This is a genomic window from Nocardia sp. NPDC004123 (assembly GCF_053603795.1).
In genome coordinates, this window is record NZ_JBSGGG010000025.1 from 1 (window position 1) to 19,260 (window position 19,260).

The following is a 19,260-nucleotide window of genomic DNA, read 5'->3' on the forward strand; positions in this document are numbered from 1 at the left end:
GGTGCTGGGACCGGGTTGTCCGGAGGTCGGGGCGGGGTGTGAGAAGTGCGTTGTTGCGTGGTTTTGACGGGCTCACCGCGGAGTCAAACTCGGGTGATCGCTAGTCGAGGTAGTCGCGCAGGACCTGGGAGCGGCTCGGGTGGCGGAGCTTGCTCATGGTCTTGGACTCGATCTGGCGGATGCGTTCGCGGGTGACGCCGTAGACCTGGCCGATTTCGTCCAGGGTGCGGGGCTGGCCATCCGTGAGGCCGAAGCGGAGGCGGACTACGCCGGCCTCGCGTTCGGACAGGGTCTCGAGGACCGATTGGAGCTGGTCCTGGAGGAGGGTGAAGGAGACTGCGTCGACGGCGACGACGGCTTCGGAGTCTTCGATGAAGTCGCCGAGTTGGGAGTCGCCCTCGTCACCGATGGTCTGGTCCAGGGAGATGGGCTCGCGCGCGTACTGCTGGATTTCCAGCACCTTCTCGGGCGTGATGTCCATTTCCTTGGCGAGCTCTTCGGGGGTGGGCTCGCGGCCCAGGTCCTGGAGGAGTTCGCGCTGGATGCGGCCGAGCTTGTTGATGACCTCGACCATGTGCACGGGGATGCGGATGGTGCGGGCCTGGTCGGCCATGGCGCGGGTGATGGCCTGGCGGATCCACCACGTCGCGTAGGTCGAGAACTTGTAACCCTTGGTGTAGTCGAACTTCTCGACCGCGCGGATCAGACCGAGGTTGCCCTCCTGGATCAGGTCCAGGAACGCCATGCCGCGGCCGGTGTAGCGCTTGGCGAGCGACACGACCAGTCGCAGGTTGGCTTCCAGCAGGTGGTTCTTGGCGCGGTTGCCGTCGCGCATGATCCACTGGAAGTCGCGGCGCGACTGCACCGGCAGCTTCTCGCCCTTCTCGGCGAACTCGCGCATCTTCTCCGTGGCGTAGAGGCCGGCCTCGATCCGCTTGGCGAGCTCGACCTCCTCCTCGGCGTTGAGCAGCGCGACCTTACCGATCTGCTTGAGGTAGGCGCGGACCGAGTCGGCGGAGGCGGTGAGCTCGGCATCCTTGCGGGCCTGGCGCAGCGCCTCGGATTCCTCTTCGTCCCAGACGAAGTCACCGGAGGCCTTGTCCTTCTCCGAGGGCTCGTCGGCCTCTTCGGCCTCCTCGGCGGCGGGAGCGGCCGGGCCGGCCTCCTGTTCCTCGTCCTCTTCGACCTCGTCGACCAGGTCGTCCTCGTCGAGGTCGTCCTCGTCGATCTCGATGTCACCCAGGTCGTCGTCGAGTTCCAGCGAGTCGTCGTCGATGACCTCGTCGCCCTCAGCGCCTTCGGCGCCGGGCTCCGCGGCCTTCTTCGGCGAGGCCTTCTTCGCCGCCGTCTTCTTGGCGGTGGCCTTGGTCGCCTTCTTGGCCGCGGTCTTCTTGGCCGCGGTCTTCTTCGCCGCGACCTTCTTGGCCGGGGCCTTCTTCGCGGCAGCCTTCTTGACCGGCCGTGCTTCAGTGGTGTCTGCTGAATCAGCGGCCTCGGCCGATTCGGCGGTCTCTCGGGTATTCGTGGCTACCACGTACGCCCTTTCGTGACGGTCTCGTGCGGCGTCACGCCAGAGTGGTGATCCGGCGGAGCGGTTCTGTCGGGGGGTAAACCGGCTCTCGTGCCGGTGTCGGTTTCCGGCCTACCGCCGGGCATGTGTTCCATTGTAACGATCGAACCAGCTTACTTACGGTGCGATCCCGGCTGACACCGCCATGGCTGCTCCGACGATGCCCGCGGTGTTGCGCAGCACGGCAGGTACCACGGGGGTTCTGTTGGTGAGCAACGGAATCCACTCCTGGTGGTCGCGGCTGATGCCGCCGCCCGCGACGAACACGTTCGGCCAGAACAGGTTTTCCAAGGTGACCAGCACCTTGCTGACCTCCCGCGCCCACTCCGGGTAGGACATGCCGACCCGATCCTTGACCGAGGCGGCGGCCCGGTGCTCGGCCTCGCGGCCGTCGACCTCCATGTGCCCGAGCTCGCTGTTGGGCACGAGCACGCCGTTGTACATCATGGCCGATCCGATACCGGTGCCGAAGGTGAGCAGCATGACCAACCCGTCGAGATCCTTTGCCGCGCCGTACCGGTCCTCGGCCATGCCCGCCGCGTCGGCGTCGTTGAGGACGGTCACGTCGCGGCCGCCCAGCGCCAGCGAGAACAGGTGCCGGGCATCGATGCCGATCCAGGTCGGGTCGATATTGGCGGCCGTGCGGATCTGCCCGTGCAGCACCACGCTCGGCATGGTGATGCCGACCGGGCCCTCCCAACCGGACTGGGCGACGAGTTTGGCGACTGACTCGGCGACCGCGTTCGGAGTGGCCGGATGCGGCGTCGCGATCTTGATGCGCTCGTAGACCAGCTCGCCGGTCGCGAGATCGACCTCGGCGCCCTTCACACCGCTGCCGCCGATATCGATGCCGAACGCGCGTCCGGGATCGGACATGGACCACTCCTCGTTTTCCTGGGATGCCGGCGAGTCGAAGCCACCGGCCGATGACCGCTCGATCGACCTCCGCCTTGTGTCGTGCACGACAAGCCTAATGCGCCGGATGCCGGATCTGTGCTGCGATGGTGCTCGTGCCGGAATCGAATTTCACTTCCACTGTCCCCGCCGCTGCCACGACCACCGACACGTCCGATATCGCCGAACTGCGCCGCGTCGCGGTGTATCTGGCCGAGACCGCCGCCGCGCACGTCCGCGCGCGCCGGCCGCAGGTCTTCGGACCGGGCGCGCACGAGCAGGACGCCGTGCAGTCCAAGAGCACCCCCACCGACCCCGTCACCATCGTCGACACCGAGACCGAGCAGCTGGTCCGCAAACTGGTCGCCGAACTGCGCCCCGGCGACCGCGTGGTCGGCGAGGAGGACGGCGGCGCCCTGGCCGACGACCCGGATCTGGTGCACTGGGTCGTCGATCCCATCGACGGCACCGTCAACTTCGTCTACGGCATCCCGTCCTACTCGGTGTCGGTGGGCGCGGTGCGCGGCGGCCGGCCCGTCGCGGGCGCGGTCGCCGATGTCGCGCACGCGGTCACCTACAGCGCCGGGCTCGGCCTGGGTGCGCACCGTGCTGATTCCAGCGTGGACGGCACCGCCCCGGGGGGTGCGCCGATCGCCTTGCGCGCCAACCGGGTCGACGCGGTGTCCATGGCGCTGGTGGCCACCGGCTTCGCCTACGCCACCGAGCGCCGGATCCGTCAGGGTGAGCTGGTGGCGCAGGTGCTGCCGCACATTCGCGACATCCGCCGCTTCGGCTCGGCGGCGCTGGACCTGTGCGCCGTGGCCGAGGGCCGCACCGACGCCTACTACGAGCACGGCCTGAACCTGTGGGACTGGGCGGCGGGCGCGCTGATCGCCACCGAGGCGGGCGCACGCCTGATCCTGCCGCCCGGACCCGACTCGCCGGGCACCGCAGGCGATTTGGTGTCCGCCGCCGCCCCCGGCATCGCTGACGAACTGTTCGGTCTGTTCAGGCGTCTGGATGTCACCACCCCTATCCCGGTGCCGTGACAGCGGGCTGGACGACCACCGGGCCCGGCTGACCGCCGGTCCGGACCGGGCAAAACGAATCGCCGCGATCGAAGGATCGCGGCGATTCGTGTTATCCGGTTCATTTTTGGTTGCGCCGGTTGGAGTCTCGCGCCGGGTCTGCCGGTCAGAGCATGCACCCCGCGAAAGAGATTCTCAGCACTTCGCGTGCCGCGCGGCCTCCAGCAGCTTCGGGTCGATGGCCGGCGCGGTGCCGGGGGTCGGGTTCTTCAGCGACTTCAGCACCTCCTCGGCATCGGTGTCGGGCCGGATATCGCGGAACAGCGAGCCCAGCACCATGTCCACGGTGTCGTCCTGGCGCTGATCCTCGATGAGCTCGGCGCACGGCGCCACCAGCTGCACCGACGCCGCCGCGGGCCGGCCCTTCACGCCGAAACGGATCTGCCCGGTGCATTCGAGGTCGCCGTTCACGTACACCGGATCGTTACCGATCTGGACGTCCGGTGCACTGGCGAAACCGAGGTCACCCAGCTCGGAGGCGACGTGCGCGGCCTGACCGCGCTGGCCGTTGGCATTGAACACGCGCACCTTCGACTGGGCGAGGGCCGCGGGCTCCACATCCCGCAATCGCGACGCCCCCACTCGCTCGCCGAGGGGGGCGGGCTGGGCCGCGGTCGTGCTCGAGGCGGGGCTGGGGGAGTTGCAGGCCATCGCACCCTGGTCACCCTCGCTCGTGGTCAGCGCCTTGAACCACACGCCGACGCAGATGAGAGCGATGACGCCCACCATGGCCGCCCAGGGCTGCCAGCGCCGCCGGATGAAGGACCGTCCGTCCAGATCGGTCGAGTTACCTTGGGTGATCAGTGAAACCACGCCCACACTCTACGAAAACGTCGCGATTGTCGTGTGAACGGCCACGGCAAGTCGGCCGCCGGGTGTGGCGGGGAGGTCTCGGAGGATGCCAGGAAGATCTCGAAGAGTTCCCTTGTCGGTGACGATTACCCCTCAGTTTCAACTCGCAGGGGTTTTGATTGCGACTTTTGTCCCGGGGTCCGCTATTGTCTGGCGGCCCAGATCGTACAGCCCGGGTGAAACTGGGGTTCGATTTCGGGAACAACAAGGGCATGTCCTGCGTTGACCGAGCGCGATCCGGTGCGGATGAGGAGTATCCGGCTCGGATCTGTGACCGGTGTACGCGTGACGTACACCACGGGCGGGGCGGCATCCCACCCGATCCGGCTCCTGCCAGGAGCCGGTCAGGAGGGTGCCGGTCCGGGATATACGGAGTAAGGACGAGGGGAAGACGACATGGCAACCGACTATGACGCACCGCGGCGCAATGAATCCGACGACGTGTCGGAGGACTCGCTGGAGGAGCTGAAGGCTCGCCGCAACGAAGCCGCGTCCGCCGTCGTGGATATCGACGAATCCGATACCGCGGAATCGTTCGAGCTTCCCGGCGCGGACCTTTCCGAGGAAGTGCTCTCGGTCCGGGTCATCCCGAAGCAGGCGGACGAATTCACATGTTCGAGCTGCTTCCTGGTGCACCACCGCAGCCGACTGGCCACCGAGTCCGGCGGTCAGCTGATCTGCATGGACTGCGCCGCGTAAGGCACGGTCCCGGAGCGCAATCCGTCAGCCCGCGCTCGGTCCGCCGAGCGCGGACCGGACGGGGCTGCGCGGAAAGTCCCCTGTGCGAAGCAGGGCGTAAAGTCCGCTTCGCGGCGGGGCGTGGAATCTCGATGAATCAGGACTGCTCGGCCGCGTTCTTCAGGCCGAGCGCGGTGATGATGCGTTCCGGATGACGCGTACTGACCAGCCAGTACGGCGTCGGATCGTCCGGATCATCGAGCACGAGCAACACCATGGGCCCGATCCAGGCCCGATGCTGGACGAACGCGGCGGGGTCGAGCTGTCGGCCCAGCGCCGCGCTTTTCGCACTGGTCGGCACCGGTGCGGCGCGCTTGACGAAGGTCGCGGGCAGGTGCGCGCGATCGGTGCGCAGTTCCGGCACACCGGCGTCGTCGGGGGCCACTTCCACGCGATGGCGGGAGAACCACAGCAGCACCCAGACGGGCACCGGGAACAGCAGCACGTACGGCAGCCACGCCCGCACTCCCGGTGCGCCCATGTGGATTTCGGCTGCCAGCAGCCCCGTCACGGCGAGCGCGACGGGCCACCACCACAGGGGCACCCAGAGGCGCTCGGTGTAGAGGGGCTCGGTCTGCTGTTTGGGATCCATGGTCACCTGAGGGGGCTGGTCGGACACGACCTCAGACTAGGTCAATGACCGAGAGGGGGAACGCGTAGGCTCGGCCTACGTGACCGGTATTCCACCTATTCCCCTGCTGCGGCTCGATCCCGGCATCCCCGTACCGACGCGTGCCCACGAGGGCGACGCCGGCGTGGACCTGTGCACCACCGAGGACGTCATCATCGAACCGGGGGAGCGGGTGCTCGTCGGCACCGGCATCGCGGTGGCGCTCCCGATCGGCACGGTCGGGCTGATCCATCCGCGCTCGGGCCTGGCGGCGAAGGCGGGACTGTCGGTTGTCAATACCCCCGGCACGGTCGATGCGGGCTACCGCGGTGAGATCAAGGTGTGCCTGATCAATCACGATCCGCGCACGGCCATCGAGCTCCGGCGGGGTGACCGCATCGCGCAGTTGCTGGTGCAGAAGGTCGAATTGGTGGACTTCGTCGAGGTCGAGGCGCTCGACGACACCGCGCGCGGCGCAGGAGGATACGGATCCAGCGGTGGGCACGCCAGCCTGTCCGCGCGGTCCGGTGGGGCGGGTCAGGCGACCGGCAAGGAGGCATGACGATGGTGTTCGGACGCAAGAAGAACAAGGGCGGCGACAGAGACGACGCGTCGCAGTACGACGACGAGTACACCGAGTACGACGAGTACGAGGGCGCGGACGAGTACGACGAGACCGGCTACGCGGCAGACGAATTCGAGGAGTTCGACGAGCCCGCCGCCCGCGGCCCGGAGACCGGTCCCTACGACTACGAGGACGTCGCCGACCGGCTCGAGTCGATCGCCGAGCAGCGCCTGGATCTGGGCTCGGTCATCGTGCCGGTGCCGCCGGGCGGGCAGCTGCAGGTCGAGATGACCCCCGAAGGCGCGCCGCAGGCGGTGCATCTGGCCACCCAGCACGGCCGGATCACGGTGGCGGCCTACGCCGCTCCCAAGACCTCGGGCCAATGGCGTTCGGTGGCAGCCGATCTGGCCGAGACGCTGCGCAAGGACGGCGCGCAGGTGTCGGTGGTGCAGGGTCCGTGGGGTCGTGAGCTGCACGCCGTGACCCAGGGCGCGGATCTGCGCTTCATCGGCGTGGACGGCTACCGCTGGATGGTGCGCCTGGTCGCGGCCGGTCCGACCGGCGCGGCCGACGAGAACACCCCGCTGGTGGCCGCGGCTCGCGCGGTCATGAGCGAGACCGTGGTGCGCCGCGGGGACGAGCCGCTGCCGGTGCGTGAACCGCTGCCGGTGGTCCTACCCCAGGAGCTGGCCGACCAGCTCGCCGCCGCCCACCAGCAGCAGCTGGCCGCCCAGCAGCAGGCCATGCAGGCCCAGATGGCCGCCATGCAGGGCGGCCCGGCCTTCCAGCCCGAGCAGGCGCCCACCGAACCGCGTCGCGGCGCGGAGGGCTCGGCCATGCAGCAGCTCGGCCTGAACTGACCGGACGGTCCGGACCGGTCGGCCCGGATTCGGCTGCACGACAAGCGAAACGGGGCTCCGCCACTGCGGCGGAGCCCCGTTTCGCTCTCGGCGCGATGAAGGTGCGCAGCGCGGCCACCGGGCTGTCGTGCGCGCGCCCCGCCGCAGTCACGGACGGGCGTCGTGGCGGGGACGGATTCCGGTCAGGGGGTGGGGATGCGGCGGGGGAGCAGGGCGTTGATGCCCCGGGCGCCGAGGACCGACGGGTCCGCGCCCAGACCGTCCAGGGTGATCGAGTGCAGGGTGGCGTGCGGGAGCAGCGTGGTCCAGCGTTCGGCCACGACGAACGGGTGGACGGGGTCGTCGATCGCGCCGATGACCTCGACGGGGGCGGTGACGGCGGCCAGGACCTCGGGTTCGGGCCAGCGGTAGGCGGCGGCCTCTTCCAGAGCGGCGGGCAGTTCGGGCCACTGGGAGGTCCAGGAGCGGGTGAGGGCCTCGGCCAGCCAGGCGGGGCTGGATTCGCGCATGCGGGTCAGGACGGCGTCGAGGCCGTCGGCGCGCAGCTGGGCGGCGGTGGCGGCGGCGCTCAGGGCGGCAGGGCAGCCGGTGGTGTCGGCGCCGGTCCAGGCGGGCAGGGCGGCGACCACGCCGTACACCGAATCCGGGTGATGCGCGGCCCAGTCGACGGCGACGGCCGCACCCAGCGAGATGCCCGCGATCAGCACCGGGCCCGAGCGCGCGGCGGCGTCCAGGGCGCTGCGGTAGCTGTCGATCACCCCGCGCGGGTCCGGGTCGACCGCCAGGAACGGCAGATCCAGTGCGGCGCAAGCAGATCCGAAGGCGCGGCGGGCGAAATGGGCGTCGGAGCCGGTTCCGGGCAGGGCGACGGCGACCGCCGGACGTGGTAGATCGGGCACCGATCGAGCGTACTGGTGACCGGCGTGCGTGGCGGGTGCAGGCCGTCCCATCTACAGTGGCGGAGGTACGGCCACGGGCGGCCGGATGGCAAACCGCCGGGCGCCGTGGAAGGAACGAACGACGTGAGACCCACGCCGTCGAGCTCTACAGGAGAGCGTGCGAGATGCCATCCGCGGGTGGGAAGGACACCCCGTCGGGCTATTTCCGGCGGCTCAGCCGGCGCCTGACAGAGGACCTGGATCGTTTGGATGCCGAGGAGCTCGCCGAGACGTCGGAGGCGTCGGGCGCGTGCCGGGCATCGGAGTGCCGGCGCGGTGAGGAAGTCACCATGCTGGGCCGGCTCCGCAGTGTCGAGGCCTGTCCCAAATCGGCGGGCGCCGAGGTGGAAGCCGAGTTCTTCGACGGCACCGACAGCGTGGCGCTGGTGTTCATCGGGCGGCGTCGCATCCCGGGAATCGAACCGGGTCGTCGTATCCTGGTGCGCGGCCGGGTCGGCGAACGCGACGGCGGCAAGGTCATCTACAACCCCTACTACGAACTCCGCGGGAACTCCTGACACTCATGCCTAACCCCACCAGCAACGGCGACCAGGGCCGTGATCGCACCGAGTCCTTCGGCGCGCCAGCCCCGTTCGATCCGCCCACGGTCCAGCTCAATGCCGTCTCGGGCGACGAACCGCCACTGCGCATGGACCACGCGCTGCTGGACGAGGACATGCAGGCGCTGGTCGACGCCGAGCGCGCGGCCCGGGACGCCGGCGACGACGAGGGCGAGCAGGAACCCGAGCAGACGCTGCTCGAGCAGATGGGCGGCCTCAGCGGCCTGATCTACTCCTCGCTGCCGGTGCTGGTGTTCGTGCCGGTGAACTCGCTGCGCGGGCTGACCGCCGCCATCTGGGCGTCGCTGGGCGTGGCCGCGGCGATCCTGGTGTGGCGCCTGGTGCGTCGCGGTCCGATCCAGCCGGCCATCTCGGGCTTCCTCGGGGTGGGCGTGTGCGCGTTCATCGCCTACCGGATGGGTGAGGCCAAGGGCTTCTTCCTGTTCGGCATCTACGCCAGCCTGGTCTACGGCGGTGTGTTCCTGATGTCGCTGGTGGTGCGCTGGCCGTTGGCGGGCGTGATCTGGGGTGCGCTCAACGGGCACGGCACCGAGTGGCGTTCGGACAAGCGCGTCATGCGGCTCTACGACATCGCGACCGCGGTGTGGGCGTTGGTGTTCGTGGCCCGCTACCTGGTGCAGAACCACCTCTACGACGCCAACAGCACCGGTCTGCTGGCCGTGGCGCGCATCGCCATGGGTTGGCCGCTGACCGCCGTGGCGGCGCTGGTGACCTTCTGGGCGGTGCGCAAGGCGGGCCATCTGCCCTCCTCGTCCGCCAAAGCCCCGGAATCCGCGGGCTAGACAACCGCCCGATCGGGCCCTTATCGCGCTAAATGTCGAGGGCGCAACACCTTCGGAGCCATTGGGGGACGGAAGGGGGTGACCAACCCACCCCTGGGGTACCTATTTCGGCGGGCTCCCGGCGAGCACGATCTTTCTCAGAAGCTCTCAGCAGCTCATCGGAGAAAGGATCGCGGAGTTGGTTACCGACGGCAAGGCAGTGGCAGCGCAGGACCGGGGCGAGGGGCTCGGGACCGCGGTGCAGACGGCAGCCTCGCGCCGGCACCCGGCGGGGCGGGGAGGCAAAGCGGGAAGTGTGGCGTCGTCGGAGTCCCGGCGCGCCGCAGCGGAATTGGAGACGCTGATCGGCCCGGCCGCCGCCGGTGACCGGGCAGCGGTCTCGGAGATTCTCAAGATCGTGTATCCGCTGGTGCGCCGCTACTGCGCGGCGCGCATGGGCGGCGCGGGTCACCTGCACGTGACCGCGGACGATGTGGCGCAGGAGGTCTGTCTGGCGACGGTGCAGGCCATCCCGCGCTACCGGGATCAGGGCAAGTCGTTCCTGGCTTTCGTCTACGGCATCTCGGCGAACAAGGTGGCCGACGCGTTCCGGCGGGCGCAGCTGCACCCGGCCTACCCGGTCGCGGAGTTCCCGGACGCGCCGATGAACGAGGCGGGACCCGAGGAGCGGGCGCTGGCGATGGAAACCCGCCGGGCGGCACGCGATCTCATGCAGGTGCTGTCCTCGACCCACCGTGAGGTGCTGGTCATGCGAATTGTGCTGGGGTGGACGGCGGCGGAGACCGCCGAGGCCATCGGCACCAGCCCGGGCGTGGTGCGGGTCATGCAGCATCGCGCGCTGAACCGGCTGCGCGCCGAACTGCGGGTGGCGTCCTGACGGTTCGGTGCGGTCAACGGCGAGTGGGCCGGGCGCAGGGGGTGCGCCCGGCCCACTGTTGTGTCCGGATCCGTGGTCGGCGCGCGGTCAGGCCGGGGCGTCGCCCGTGCTGTTGAAACTGTTGACGCCGAGCGCTTTGCGCAGCTCGTCCTCGGCTTCGACGGAGGCGACGAACAGCAGCTCGTCCTCGCCTTCGAGGGGGTCGTCGGCCTGCGGGACGATGACGCGGCCGCCGCGCAGGATGGTGACCAGGGCGGCGTCGCGGGGCAGGGCGAGGGTGCGAACGGCCTTGCCCGCCAAGGGGGTGTCAGTGGGCAGGGTGATCTCGACCAGGTTGGCCTGACCCTGGCGCAGTGTCATCAGCCGGACCAGGTCGCCCACCGAGACGGCCTCCTCGACCAGTGAGGCGAGCAGCCGCGGGGTGGAGACGGCGACGTCCACCCCCCAAGACGAGTCGAACAGCCACTCGTTGCGGGGGTCGTTGACGCGGGCCACCACGCGCCCCACGCCGAACTCGGTCTTGGCCAGCAGGCTGAACACCAGGTTCACCTTGTCGTCGCCGGTGGCGGCGATGACCACGTCGTAGGTTTCCAGGCCGGCCTCCTCGAGGGTTTCGAGTTCGCAGGCGTCGGCGTGGGTCCAGACCGCGGTGGGCGCGCTGGTCGGGTCGATGTGGTCGAGGCGGCGTTCCAGCAGCATGACCTGGTGGCCGCCACGCAGGAGTTCCTGGGCGATGGAGCGGCCGACGGCTCCGGCGCCGGCGATGGCTACCTTCATGCTCGGGCTTCTTTCACGATCAGTCTTCGCTAGCGGGGGGATTCGCGGCGAGTGCGACGGCCTCGCCGACGGTGCCGGAGGTGGCGGCGACATAGACCAGGTCGTCGGCCTGCAGCATGGACTTGCCATTGGGCAGTACGCCCTGTCCGAAGCGGATGATGAAGGCCACCCGGGCGCCGATGGCGTCCTCGAGCGACTGCACCGAACGCCCGTACCAGTTCTCGTGCAGGACGAGTTCGGTGACCGCGACGGTGCCGGTCGGGTCGCGCCAGGTGGTGGTCGACTGGTCGGCGACCAGGGCGCGCAGGAAGCGGTCGGTGGTCCAGGGCACGGTGGCGATGGTGGGGATGCCCAGGCGCTCGTACACGGCGGCGCGCTTGGCGTCGTAGATGCGGGCCACCACGCGTTCCACGCCGAAGGTCTCGCGGGCCACGCGGGCGGAGATGATGTTGGAGTTGTCGCCGGAGGACACCGCGGCGAAGGCGCCGGCGCGCTCGATTCCGGCGCGGGTCAAGACATCTCGATCGAAACCGACGCCGGTGATGCACGCACCGGGGAAATCGCGGCCCAGACGCAGGAAGGCGCTCGAGTTCTGATCGATCACCGCGACCTCGTGGCCGATGCGGACGAGGGCACGAGCGAGCGAGGAGCCGACCCGCCCACACCCCATGATCACGACGTACACCGTACGAACCCCATTCCCGAAAACCGTGGTGTGCGGTCTGGTTGCTTGCTCGGGTCGCAACCGTACCGTTCGAGTTTCACTGCGGGCACTTTCCCCCTCCGGAAGGCGTTCAAACCGGAATCGGGAAAACCTCACAACCCGCATCCGCCACCCTACGACTGCGAGGTCGCGCCCCGAACACGGTCACTCGCGCACTGCCTTATGCTGCCTGGAGTGTCGAAGTTGACGACGGCCGCCAAGCGCATGCTGGTCGGCCGCCCATTCCGCAGCGATTCTCTCGGGCATACGCTGCTGCCCAAGCGGATCGCGCTCCCGGTGTTCGCCTCGGACGCGTTGTCCTCGGTGGCATACGCGCCCGAGGAGATCTTCCTGGTGCTGTCGGTGGCCGGACTGTCGGCCTACGCCTACGCGCCGTGGCTCGGTCTGGCGGTGGCGCTGGTGATGGCCGTGGTGGTTGCCAGCTACCGCCAGAACGTGCACGCCTACCCGTCCGGCGGCGGCGACTACGAGGTCGCGACGAAGAACCTCGGCCCCACCGCGGGATTGACCGTCGGCAGCGCGCTGCTGGTGGACTACGTGCTCACGGTGGCGGTGTCGATTTCGTCGGCGGCCTCCAATATCGGGTCGGCGGTGCCGTTCGTCGCCACCCACAAGGTGTTGTTCGCGGTCTCGGCGATCGTGATCCTCACCGCAATCAATCTGCGCGGTGTGCGGGAATCCGGTACGGCGTTCGCGATCCCCACCTACGCCTTCATGATCGGCATGTTCATCATGCTCATCTGGGGCTTCACCCGGCTCGGCCTGGGGCAGACCGTGCACGCCGAGTCGTACGGCTTCGGCTTGAAGGCCGAGGACGAGCATCTGTTCGGGCTGGCGTTCGTGTTCCTCCTCGCCCGCGCGTTCTCCTCCGGTTGCGCGGCGCTGACCGGTGTCGAGGCGATCAGCAATGGCGTGCCCGCGTTCCGCAAACCCAAGTCCCGCAATGCCGCGACCACCCTGCTGCTGCTCGGCTGCATCGCGGTGACGCTTTTCATGGGCATGATCGTGCTCACTCAGAAGGTCGGCATCGTGTACGCGCACAACACCGACGACCTGATCGGCGCACCCGCCGGATACGAGCAGAAGACGCTGGTGGCGCAGCTGGCGGGCGCGGTGTTCTCCGGATTCCAGCCCGGCTTCTACTTCATCACCATCGTCACCGCGCTGATCCTGGTGCTGGCGGCCAATACCGCCTTCAACGGCTTCCCGGTGCTGGGTTCGATTCTGGCGCAGGACCGTTTCCTGCCGCGGCAGCTGCACACCCGCGGTGATCGGCTGGCGTTCAGCAACGGCATCCTGTTCCTGGCGGGCGCGGCCATCGCGTTCGTGGTGCTGTTCGGCGCGGAGGTGACGCGCCTGATCCAGCTCTACATCGTGGGCGTGTTCGTGTCGTTCGTGCTGAGCCAGACCGGCATGCTGCGGCACTGGACGCGACTGCTGCGCACCGAGACCGATCCGGCGGTGCGGGCGCGGATGAAGCGGTCGCGGGTGATCAACGCGATCGGTCTCACCATGACCGCGACCGTGCTGCTGATCGTGCTGGTCACCAAGTTCCTGGCGGGCGCGTGGATCGCCATCGTCACCATGGCGGCCATCTTCGGGCTGATGAAACTCATTCGTCGCCACTACGACACGGTGTCGCGGGAGCTGGACGAGTCCGAATGGGACGGCGTGCTGCCCAGTCGCACGCACTCGATCGTGCTGGTGTCCAAGCTGCACCTGCCCACCAAGCGCGCCCTGGCCTACGCTCGCGCCACCCGGCCCGACACGCTCGAGGCCATCACGGTGAACGTCGACGAGCCCGACACCCGGGCGCTGGTGCGGGAGTGGGAGCACAGCGATATCGTGGTGCCGCTCAAGGTGATCGAGTCCCCGTACCGTGAGATCACCAAGCCGGTGGTGGATTACGTGAAGCGGGTCCGCAAGGACTCCCCGCGCGACGTGGTGACCGTGTTCATCCCGGAATACGTGGTCGGCCACTGGTGGGAGCAGTTGCTGCACAACCAGAGTGCGCTGCGGCTGAAGGGCCGGCTGCTGTTCGAGCCCGGCGTCATGGTGACCAGCGTGCCCTGGCAGCTGTCGTCCTCGGCGGGCCGGGCCCGTCCCGGCCGGGTGGTCAATGCCCCCGGTTCGGTGCGTCGCGGATTCGGAGACGAGGCATGAGCGCCGGATCCGATTGGTACGGAGAGGTCTTCGAGGTCCGCCTGGGCCCGCCCGGCCACGGCGGCTTCTGTGTGGCCCGTCACGAGGGCCGCGTGCTGTTCGTCCGCCACGGCCTGCCCGGTGAACTGGTCCGCGCTCTCGTCACCGAGGACCGCGGTGGCTCCTTCTGCCGCGCCGACGCCATCGAGATCCTCGACGCCTCGCCCGACCGCATTCCCGCCACCTGCCCGGTCTCCGGCCCGGGCGGTGCGGGCTGCTGCGACTTCACCTTCGCCACCCCCGCGGCCCAGCGCGAACTCAAACGCCAGGTCGTCGCCGAGCAGCTGCGCCGCCTCGCCGACTGGGAACCGGACTTCGCCGTCGAACCGATCCCGGCACCGCCCGGTCTGCCGATCGGTGTGCCACCAGGAACCTCGCTCGGTGCACCGATCCCGGAGCCCGGCCATCCCGGGCGGCTCGGCAGCGTGACGACCGACCTCGGCTCGACTCTGCTCGGCGGTCCCGCCGAGCCCGCCGCGACGGCCCCGCGCCCGACCCCGGGCACGAGCGTCCCGCCGGGTCGAATCGGCGGGGTGTCGACGCCCTCTGCGCGTGCGCTCATCGCCCGCCCCGGTGCCGGGGAAACGGCGCAGGGCGGCGAGCCTTCAGTGGGGTCGTATACCGCCGGATGGCGGAGCCGGGTGCGGCTGGTGGTGGACCCGGAGGGGCGGGCCGGGGTGCACCGGTATCGGAGCACCGAGGTGATCGCGGATCTGCGGTGCCCGCAGCCGGTGGCGGGGGCCATGGCGGGGATCGGCGAGCGGTTGTGGACGCCCGGGGCGGATCTCGTTGTGGTCGTGGATGGGGACGGGGTGCGGCACGTCGTCGAACTGGCTCCGGCCGGGGCGGCGGGCGGCCCGCGCGGGCGTCGTGAAAGAGGCGGTGGGGCAGGGGATTCCGGTCGGCCTGGCGGGGGTGATCGGCGCAGTACCGCCGCGCGGCGGGCGGCGGCGCACAGTGCGCGGACCGAGCGCGTGGTGGACGGCAGTGGCCGGGCGGTGCAGTACGTGGGCGAGCGGCGGTGGGAGCTGTCGGCGACCGGGTTCTGGCAGCCGCATTACGGTGCGGCGCAGTGCTATTCGGATGTGGTGGCGGAGTGGGCGGACTGCGCGCCCGGGGCGCTGGTCTGGGACCTGTACTGCGGCGTGGGCGTGTTCGCCGCGCGGCTGGCGGAGCAGGTCGGTGTGACCGGAATGGTGCACGGTGTCGAGTTCGCGCGCACCGCGGTCGCCGAAGGGCGTGCCGCGCTACGGGATCTGCCGTGGGTGGACCTGACCGTCGAGCGCGTCGAGCGGTGGATTCACGAACAGCGGGATACCGCACCGGATGTCGTCGTGCTCGACCCGCCGCGCGCGGGCGCGGGCAAGGACGTGATCAATGCGCTGAGCGAGCGTTCGCCGCGGCGCATCATCCACATCGGTTGCGACCCCGCCGCTTTCGCCCGGGACATCGGTCTCTACCGCGCCGCCGGCTACCAGCCGGTGGACCTGCGCGTCTTCGACGCTTTCCCCGGCACCCACCACGTGGAGTGCATCGCGGTCCTGGAACGCTGACCAGGTCCTGCGAGATCGGGGAGCTGTCCCTGCGGAATGTCGCCCGATGCTCCGCGCCGACAGCTCCCCGATCTTGGTGTGGCGCGTCGGGGTCGCGGGGGATGGGTTGGGGCGCGGGCGGTTTGGGGGTGCGCCAAGATGTTGCCCATGACTACGTTGTCGGATCCGACTGTGGCGTCGGTGGTGGAGCTGATCTATGGGGATCAGTCGCGGTTCCACTCGCTCGAGGCATTGCTGCTGGGGGTGGATCTCAAGCGGCCGGAGTACGGCGTCGAGTTGTGGGTGAACGCCGACAGCTACTGGGGGCGGTTGGTGACGCCGGTGTACGGCGCGCGGCTGGCGGCGCTGGGCGGGAACGCGGAGGCGGATCGGGCACTGCTGGATCTGGTCGAGGTGACGGTGGCGCGGTTCCTGCAGGGAGAGTCCCTGGCGCGCAAGAGCCTTCCGGGGTGGATGCCGGCGCTGCGCACGGCGCTGCTCGAGGACGGCTACCGGATGAAGATCGGCCGGGTGAACGGTGCGGGGCCGGAGGCGAGCGTGCGATGTCGCCTGAAACCCACGGCGTGGCTGCCGGTGCGGCTGGCCGAGCGGGTCGCGCTGCTGGCGACCGAGCTCGAGGTGCGCGGCCAGCAGACGGCGCTGGATCACCTGCGGCACGCGGTGAAACACTATGAGCGGGGCCGGTTCCCGGCGTGTGAGAAGCGGCTGCGGTCGGCGTTGCAGCAGGTGACGGCGTACGCGGCCGGGACCGGTGATCCGGACGGCGGTCGCAATGTGCGGCACCTGGTGGACATCGGCCGCCTCACCATCGCGCAGGGCACGCGGCTGCTGCACGATCTGCGCGGGATGGTCGTCGAGGACCCGTTCCCGCATCGAACCCGGGCGGACGCCACCCGGTTTCGCATTCAGCTCACCGCCGTGCGCGCGGGTTCCCTGCTGGCGCAGGTCGAGCTCTGAGGCTCAGGCCAGCTGCCAGGTGATTCGGACGCTGGTGGACAGTTCGCTCTCGCCGAGCTCCACCGGCACCGCGCCGCCGGGAGCGGCCATCTTGCTGGCGGCGAACGCGATTCGCGGCGTGGGCGCGGGACCGGAGACGTCCTCGGTGATCTCGAGCACCGGTCCCAGCCGGCGGCCCGCCCGGAACACGTACTGTTCGGCCTTGCCCAGCGCGTGGTCCCAGGCGGCGTCGCGGGCGCGGACCATGAGGCTCTCCTCATCGGCGACGGTCAGCGTCAGCCCGCCCAGGCGCACATCGTCGCCGCCCGCGTCGACCGCGTGCGCGATGATCGCGGCGGGCCCGCCGTCGGCGGCGGGTTTCGCCTCCCCGCCGGGTCCGGCGATCTCGCGCAGCGTGACCGTCAGCGCGGTGCCGGCGATATAGCCGACCAGCTGCTCCCGATTCCCTTCGGTCCATACGGTTTCCGCGCGCACCGTGAGCCCGCTGGTCGTGATGTCGCGACCCGCCACGCCGTCCGCGCGCAGCGACGAGATCATCGCGTCGGCGCGTTCCCCGGCCCGCGCGTAGGCGGCGGCCACGGTGTCGGCGCGCGTCTCGACCGAGATCGACACCCGCATGATGTCCGGCGTGGCACTGGCACTGCCCGAGCCGACGATCGTGATCGTGCCGGTGGCGTTCTCGCTGGTCACGGATTCCTCCTCGATCGATGCGGGCACAACCCAGCCGATGCTACCGAGGGCCGCCGACCACCTGCCGCCGCCGCGTCGACGACGGGTGCCGCGGTTCAGCCGACCGGTTGTCCGGTTCCGGTCGCCTGGTCGAGGGTCGCGGCGAGCGAGCGGGCACCGGTGGCGATCTCGCTCGCCGCGGCCAGCTCCAGCCGGATCTCCAGATCCGGTGCGGCGGCCGGGCCGTCGTGATGGGTGAGGCCGGATTCGGTGATCACGTAGTGGAAGGCGGTTTCGCCGATGCGGACCGTGACGGTGCCGGCGGGCACCAGCTCGGCCACGGCATGTCCGAGGGGGAGTGCGAACCAGTGCGCTCGTACGGCATCGGTCGCGCGCTGTTCGCCGAGTTGTGCCGCGCCCCAGGCCGACAGCGAGTCCAGCACCGGTCGCAGTGCCGCGCCGGAGTCGGTGAGCTCGTAGACCGCGGTTCCGGCGCGGGGGCCGACGCGGCGCTTGGTGAGAATCCCATCACGCTCGAGATCCTTGAGCCGGGCGGCCAGCACATCGGTGCTGATGCCGGGCAGGTCGGCGAACAGATCGCTGTATCGGCGCGGGCCCGAACACAATTCGCGGACCACCAGCAGGTTCCACCGGTCGCCGACGATGTCGAGGGCGCGGCTGACGGTGCAGTAGTGGTCGTAGCTTCGGCGTCTCACGATCCCACTCTAACCCCCAGCTTGGAAATACCAAGTGCAAACTTGGAATTTCCAAGTAGAGTGTGCGGCAACCACACCGAGAAGAGGTCGTTTGATGCAGGTGAAGCAGTCGAGCAAGCTGGCGGGCGTGTCCTACGAGATCCGCGGGCCGGTCGCCGAGCACGCCGCACGGCTGGAGGCGGAAGGGCATCACGTCGTGAAGCTCAACACCGGCAACCCGCTGACCTTCGGCTTCGAGGCGCCCGCCGAACTGCTTCAGGACATGGTCCGCAATCTGCCGCAGTCCAGCGGCTACTCCGCCTCCAAGGGCCTGCTCTCGGCGCGGCGCGCGGTGGTGCAGTACTACCAGACCCTCGGACTCTCCGAGGTCGACGTCGAACAGGTCTTCCTGGGCAACGGCGTCTCCGAGCTCATCATGATGGCCATGACCGCGCTGCTGGAGAACGGTGACGAAGTCCTGGTTCCCGCACCGGATTTCCCGCTCTGGACCGCCGCCACCGCGCTCAACGGCGGCCGGCCCGTGCACTACATCTGTGACGAGGGCTCGGACTGGATGCCCGATCTGGCCGATATCGAGTCCAAGATCACCGACCGCACCCGGGCGCTGGTCATCATCAACCCGAACAACCCCACGGGCGCGGTGTATTCGCCCGAGGTGGTGCGCCAGATGCTGGAGATCGCGCGCCGCCACAACCTGGTGGTGTTCTCCGACGAGATCTACGACAAGATCCTCTACGACGGCCTGACCCACACCGCGACCGCCGCGCTGGCCCCGGATCTGTTGTGCCTCACCTTCTCCGGGCTCTCCAAGTCCTACCGCGCCGCCGGCTTCCGCGGTGGCTGGCTGGTGGTATCGGGCCCGATCGAGCACGCCGAGAACTACCTCGAGGGCCTGACCATGCTGGCGGGTCTCCGGTTGTGCGCGAATGTCCCTGCGCAGCAGGCGATTCAGGCCGCGCTCGGCGGACACCAGAGCATCTACGACCTCACCCTGCCCGGCGGCCGCCTGCGCGAGCAGCGCGACCGCGCGTGGGAGGCGCTCAACGCCATCCCGGGCATCTCGTGCGTGAAGCCCCGGGGCGCGCTGTACGCCTTCCCGCGCATCGACCTCGACATGTACCGGATCCACGACGACGAGCAGTTCGTGCTGGATCTGCTGCTGCGCGAGAAGATCCACATCGTGCAGGGCACCGGCTTCAATTGGCCGCGCCCCGACCACTTCCGGATCGTGACGCTGCCGCACGCCGATGAGCTCGAGGCCATCATCGAGCGCATCGGACGTTTCCTGGCGACCTACAAGCAGTAGG

19 protein-coding genes and 1 pseudogene are annotated in these 19,260 nt (G+C 69.5%); 11 read left to right on the forward strand and 9 right to left on the reverse strand.

The features are described from left to right. Window positions 1–100: 100 nt before the first annotated feature. A pseudogene (locus tag ACWEQQ_RS31910) lies at window positions 101–1,621 on the reverse strand (RNA polymerase sigma factor); the annotation flags it as partial. 66 nt (window positions 1,622–1,687) lie between these two features. Beyond that, on the reverse strand, window positions 1,688–2,446 hold the full coding sequence (ppgK, locus tag ACWEQQ_RS31915) for a polyphosphate--glucose phosphotransferase (protein ID WP_452342564.1): 759 nt from the start codon (window positions 2,444–2,446) through the stop codon (window positions 1,688–1,690). 125 nt (window positions 2,447–2,571) lie between these two features. On the opposite strand from ppgK, the gene ACWEQQ_RS31920 reads away from it, so the two are divergent. Continuing rightward, window positions 2,572–3,513, forward strand: coding sequence for an inositol monophosphatase family protein (locus tag ACWEQQ_RS31920; protein WP_452350861.1), 942 nt, complete (start codon window positions 2,572–2,574; stop codon window positions 3,511–3,513). Window positions 3,514–3,687: 174 nt separating this feature from the next. Here the strand turns inward: ACWEQQ_RS31920 and cei are convergent, their stop codons facing one another. Continuing rightward, window positions 3,688–4,365 carry an envelope integrity protein Cei gene (gene cei, locus ACWEQQ_RS31925; protein WP_452350862.1) on the reverse strand — a complete coding sequence of 226 codons (678 nt, stop codon included), beginning with the start codon at window positions 4,363–4,365 and terminating at the stop codon, window positions 3,688–3,690. Window positions 4,366–4,800: 435 nt separating this feature from the next. On the opposite strand from cei, the gene ACWEQQ_RS31930 reads away from it, so the two are divergent. Continuing rightward, entirely contained in the window at window positions 4,801–5,103 is a 303-nt protein-coding gene (locus ACWEQQ_RS31930) for a DUF4193 domain-containing protein (RefSeq protein WP_364618887.1), read from the forward strand. A 136-nt stretch (window positions 5,104–5,239) separates the two neighbouring features. Here ACWEQQ_RS31930 and ACWEQQ_RS31935 read toward each other — a convergent pair whose 3' ends face one another. Beyond that, the gene (locus tag ACWEQQ_RS31935; RefSeq protein ID WP_452350957.1) at window positions 5,240–5,734 is read right to left on the reverse strand and encodes a DUF3093 domain-containing protein; all 495 of its coding nucleotides are present in this window, start codon (window positions 5,732–5,734) and stop codon (window positions 5,240–5,242) included. Between the two features lie 79 nt (window positions 5,735–5,813). On the opposite strand from ACWEQQ_RS31935, the gene dut reads away from it, so the two are divergent. Both dut and ACWEQQ_RS31945 read left to right on the forward strand, forming a co-directional pair. Next, the gene (gene dut, locus ACWEQQ_RS31940; protein WP_328290080.1) at window positions 5,814–6,314 is read left to right on the forward strand and encodes a dUTP diphosphatase; all 501 of its coding nucleotides are present in this window, start codon (window positions 5,814–5,816) and stop codon (window positions 6,312–6,314) included. A 5-nt stretch (window positions 6,315–6,319) separates the two neighbouring features. Beyond that, entirely contained in the window at window positions 6,320–7,177 is an 858-nt protein-coding gene (locus ACWEQQ_RS31945; RefSeq protein WP_452342660.1) for a DUF3710 domain-containing protein, read from the forward strand. 182 nt (window positions 7,178–7,359) lie between these two features. On the opposite strand, the gene ACWEQQ_RS31950 is transcribed toward ACWEQQ_RS31945, so the two are convergent. Next, window positions 7,360–8,076, reverse strand: a complete 717-nt coding sequence (locus ACWEQQ_RS31950) for an alpha/beta fold hydrolase (RefSeq protein WP_452350863.1) — start codon at window positions 8,074–8,076, stop codon at window positions 7,360–7,362. A 164-nt stretch (window positions 8,077–8,240) separates the two neighbouring features. Between ACWEQQ_RS31950 and ACWEQQ_RS31955 the strand changes: the two genes are divergently transcribed. The 3 genes from ACWEQQ_RS31955 (at window position 8,241) to ACWEQQ_RS31965 (ending at window position 10,355) form a co-directional block, all read left to right on the forward strand. Then, window positions 8,241–8,633: an OB-fold nucleic acid binding domain-containing protein gene (locus tag ACWEQQ_RS31955; RefSeq protein ID WP_379362240.1), complete on the forward strand. Its 393-nt coding sequence runs from the start codon at window positions 8,241–8,243 to the stop codon at window positions 8,631–8,633. Between the two features lie 248 nt (window positions 8,634–8,881). Continuing rightward, window positions 8,882–9,478, forward strand: a complete 597-nt coding sequence (locus tag ACWEQQ_RS31960; RefSeq protein WP_452342661.1) for a DUF3159 domain-containing protein — start codon at window positions 8,882–8,884, stop codon at window positions 9,476–9,478. Between the two features lie 295 nt (window positions 9,479–9,773). Then, window positions 9,774–10,355, forward strand: a complete 582-nt coding sequence (locus ACWEQQ_RS31965; protein WP_452342662.1) for a sigma-70 family RNA polymerase sigma factor — start codon at window positions 9,774–9,776, stop codon at window positions 10,353–10,355. Window positions 10,356–10,442: 87 nt separating this feature from the next. Here the strand turns inward: ACWEQQ_RS31965 and ACWEQQ_RS31970 are convergent, their stop codons facing one another. Both ACWEQQ_RS31970 and ACWEQQ_RS31975 read right to left on the reverse strand, forming a co-directional pair. Continuing rightward, on the reverse strand, window positions 10,443–11,132 hold the full coding sequence (locus ACWEQQ_RS31970; RefSeq protein WP_452342568.1) for a potassium channel family protein: 690 nt from the start codon (window positions 11,130–11,132) through the stop codon (window positions 10,443–10,445). A gap of 19 nt (window positions 11,133–11,151) precedes the next feature. Further along, on the reverse strand, window positions 11,152–11,817 hold the full coding sequence (locus ACWEQQ_RS31975; protein ID WP_452342569.1) for a potassium channel family protein: 666 nt from the start codon (window positions 11,815–11,817) through the stop codon (window positions 11,152–11,154). Between the two features lie 213 nt (window positions 11,818–12,030). Between ACWEQQ_RS31975 and ACWEQQ_RS31980 the strand changes: the two genes are divergently transcribed. From ACWEQQ_RS31980 to ACWEQQ_RS31990, 3 genes are all read left to right on the forward strand, one after another. Continuing rightward, entirely contained in the window at window positions 12,031–14,019 is a 1,989-nt protein-coding gene (locus tag ACWEQQ_RS31980) for an APC family permease (protein ID WP_452342570.1), read from the forward strand. Beyond that, on the forward strand, window positions 14,016–15,611 hold the full coding sequence (locus ACWEQQ_RS31985) for a TRAM domain-containing protein (RefSeq protein WP_452350864.1): 1,596 nt from the start codon (window positions 14,016–14,018) through the stop codon (window positions 15,609–15,611). The genes ACWEQQ_RS31980 and ACWEQQ_RS31985 overlap by 4 nt, the downstream gene beginning before the upstream one ends. A 147-nt stretch (window positions 15,612–15,758) precedes the next feature. Beyond that, the gene (locus tag ACWEQQ_RS31990; RefSeq protein ID WP_452350865.1) at window positions 15,759–16,568 is read left to right on the forward strand and encodes a hypothetical protein; all 810 of its coding nucleotides are present in this window, start codon (window positions 15,759–15,761) and stop codon (window positions 16,566–16,568) included. A 3-nt stretch (window positions 16,569–16,571) separates the two neighbouring features. On the opposite strand, the gene ACWEQQ_RS31995 is transcribed toward ACWEQQ_RS31990, so the two are convergent. Both ACWEQQ_RS31995 and ACWEQQ_RS32000 read right to left on the reverse strand, forming a co-directional pair. Then, on the reverse strand, window positions 16,572–17,258 hold the full coding sequence (locus ACWEQQ_RS31995) for an SIMPL domain-containing protein (RefSeq protein ID WP_452350866.1): 687 nt from the start codon (window positions 17,256–17,258) through the stop codon (window positions 16,572–16,574). 95 nt (window positions 17,259–17,353) lie between these two features. Further along, on the reverse strand, window positions 17,354–17,953 hold the full coding sequence (locus ACWEQQ_RS32000; RefSeq protein ID WP_452342574.1) for a winged helix-turn-helix transcriptional regulator: 600 nt from the start codon (window positions 17,951–17,953) through the stop codon (window positions 17,354–17,356). Between the two features lie 94 nt (window positions 17,954–18,047). Here ACWEQQ_RS32000 and ACWEQQ_RS32005 point away from each other — a divergent pair, with 94 nt between their 5' ends. Continuing rightward, window positions 18,048–19,259, forward strand: a complete 1,212-nt coding sequence (locus ACWEQQ_RS32005) for a pyridoxal phosphate-dependent aminotransferase (RefSeq protein WP_452350867.1) — start codon at window positions 18,048–18,050, stop codon at window positions 19,257–19,259. The last annotated feature ends 1 nt before the right edge of the window (window position 19,260 follow it).

Coding starts and splice junctions, on each gene's coding strand:
- ACWEQQ_RS31990 (WP_452350865.1), top strand. CDS start 15,759: ATGACTACGTTGTCGGATCCGACTGTGGCGTCGGTGGTGGAGCTGATC.
- ACWEQQ_RS31955 (WP_379362240.1), top strand. CDS start 8,241: ATGCCATCCGCGGGTGGGAAGGACACCCCGTCGGGCTATTTCCGGCGG.
- ACWEQQ_RS31935 (WP_452350957.1), bottom strand. CDS start 5,734: ATGGATCCCAAACAGCAGACCGAGCCCCTCTACACCGAGCGCCTCTGG.
- ACWEQQ_RS31960 (WP_452342661.1), top strand. CDS start 8,882: ATGGGCGGCCTCAGCGGCCTGATCTACTCCTCGCTGCCGGTGCTGGTG.
- ACWEQQ_RS31970 (WP_452342568.1), bottom strand. CDS start 11,132: ATGAAGGTAGCCATCGCCGGCGCCGGAGCCGTCGGCCGCTCCATCGCC.
- ACWEQQ_RS31930 (WP_364618887.1), top strand. CDS start 4,801: ATGGCAACCGACTATGACGCACCGCGGCGCAATGAATCCGACGACGTG.
- ACWEQQ_RS32005 (WP_452350867.1), top strand. CDS start 18,048: ATGCAGGTGAAGCAGTCGAGCAAGCTGGCGGGCGTGTCCTACGAGATC.
- ACWEQQ_RS31920 (WP_452350861.1), top strand. CDS start 2,572: ATGGTGCTCGTGCCGGAATCGAATTTCACTTCCACTGTCCCCGCCGCT.
- ACWEQQ_RS31985 (WP_452350864.1), top strand. CDS start 14,016: ATGAGCGCCGGATCCGATTGGTACGGAGAGGTCTTCGAGGTCCGCCTG.
- ppgK (WP_452342564.1), bottom strand. CDS start 2,446: ATGTCCGATCCCGGACGCGCGTTCGGCATCGATATCGGCGGCAGCGGT.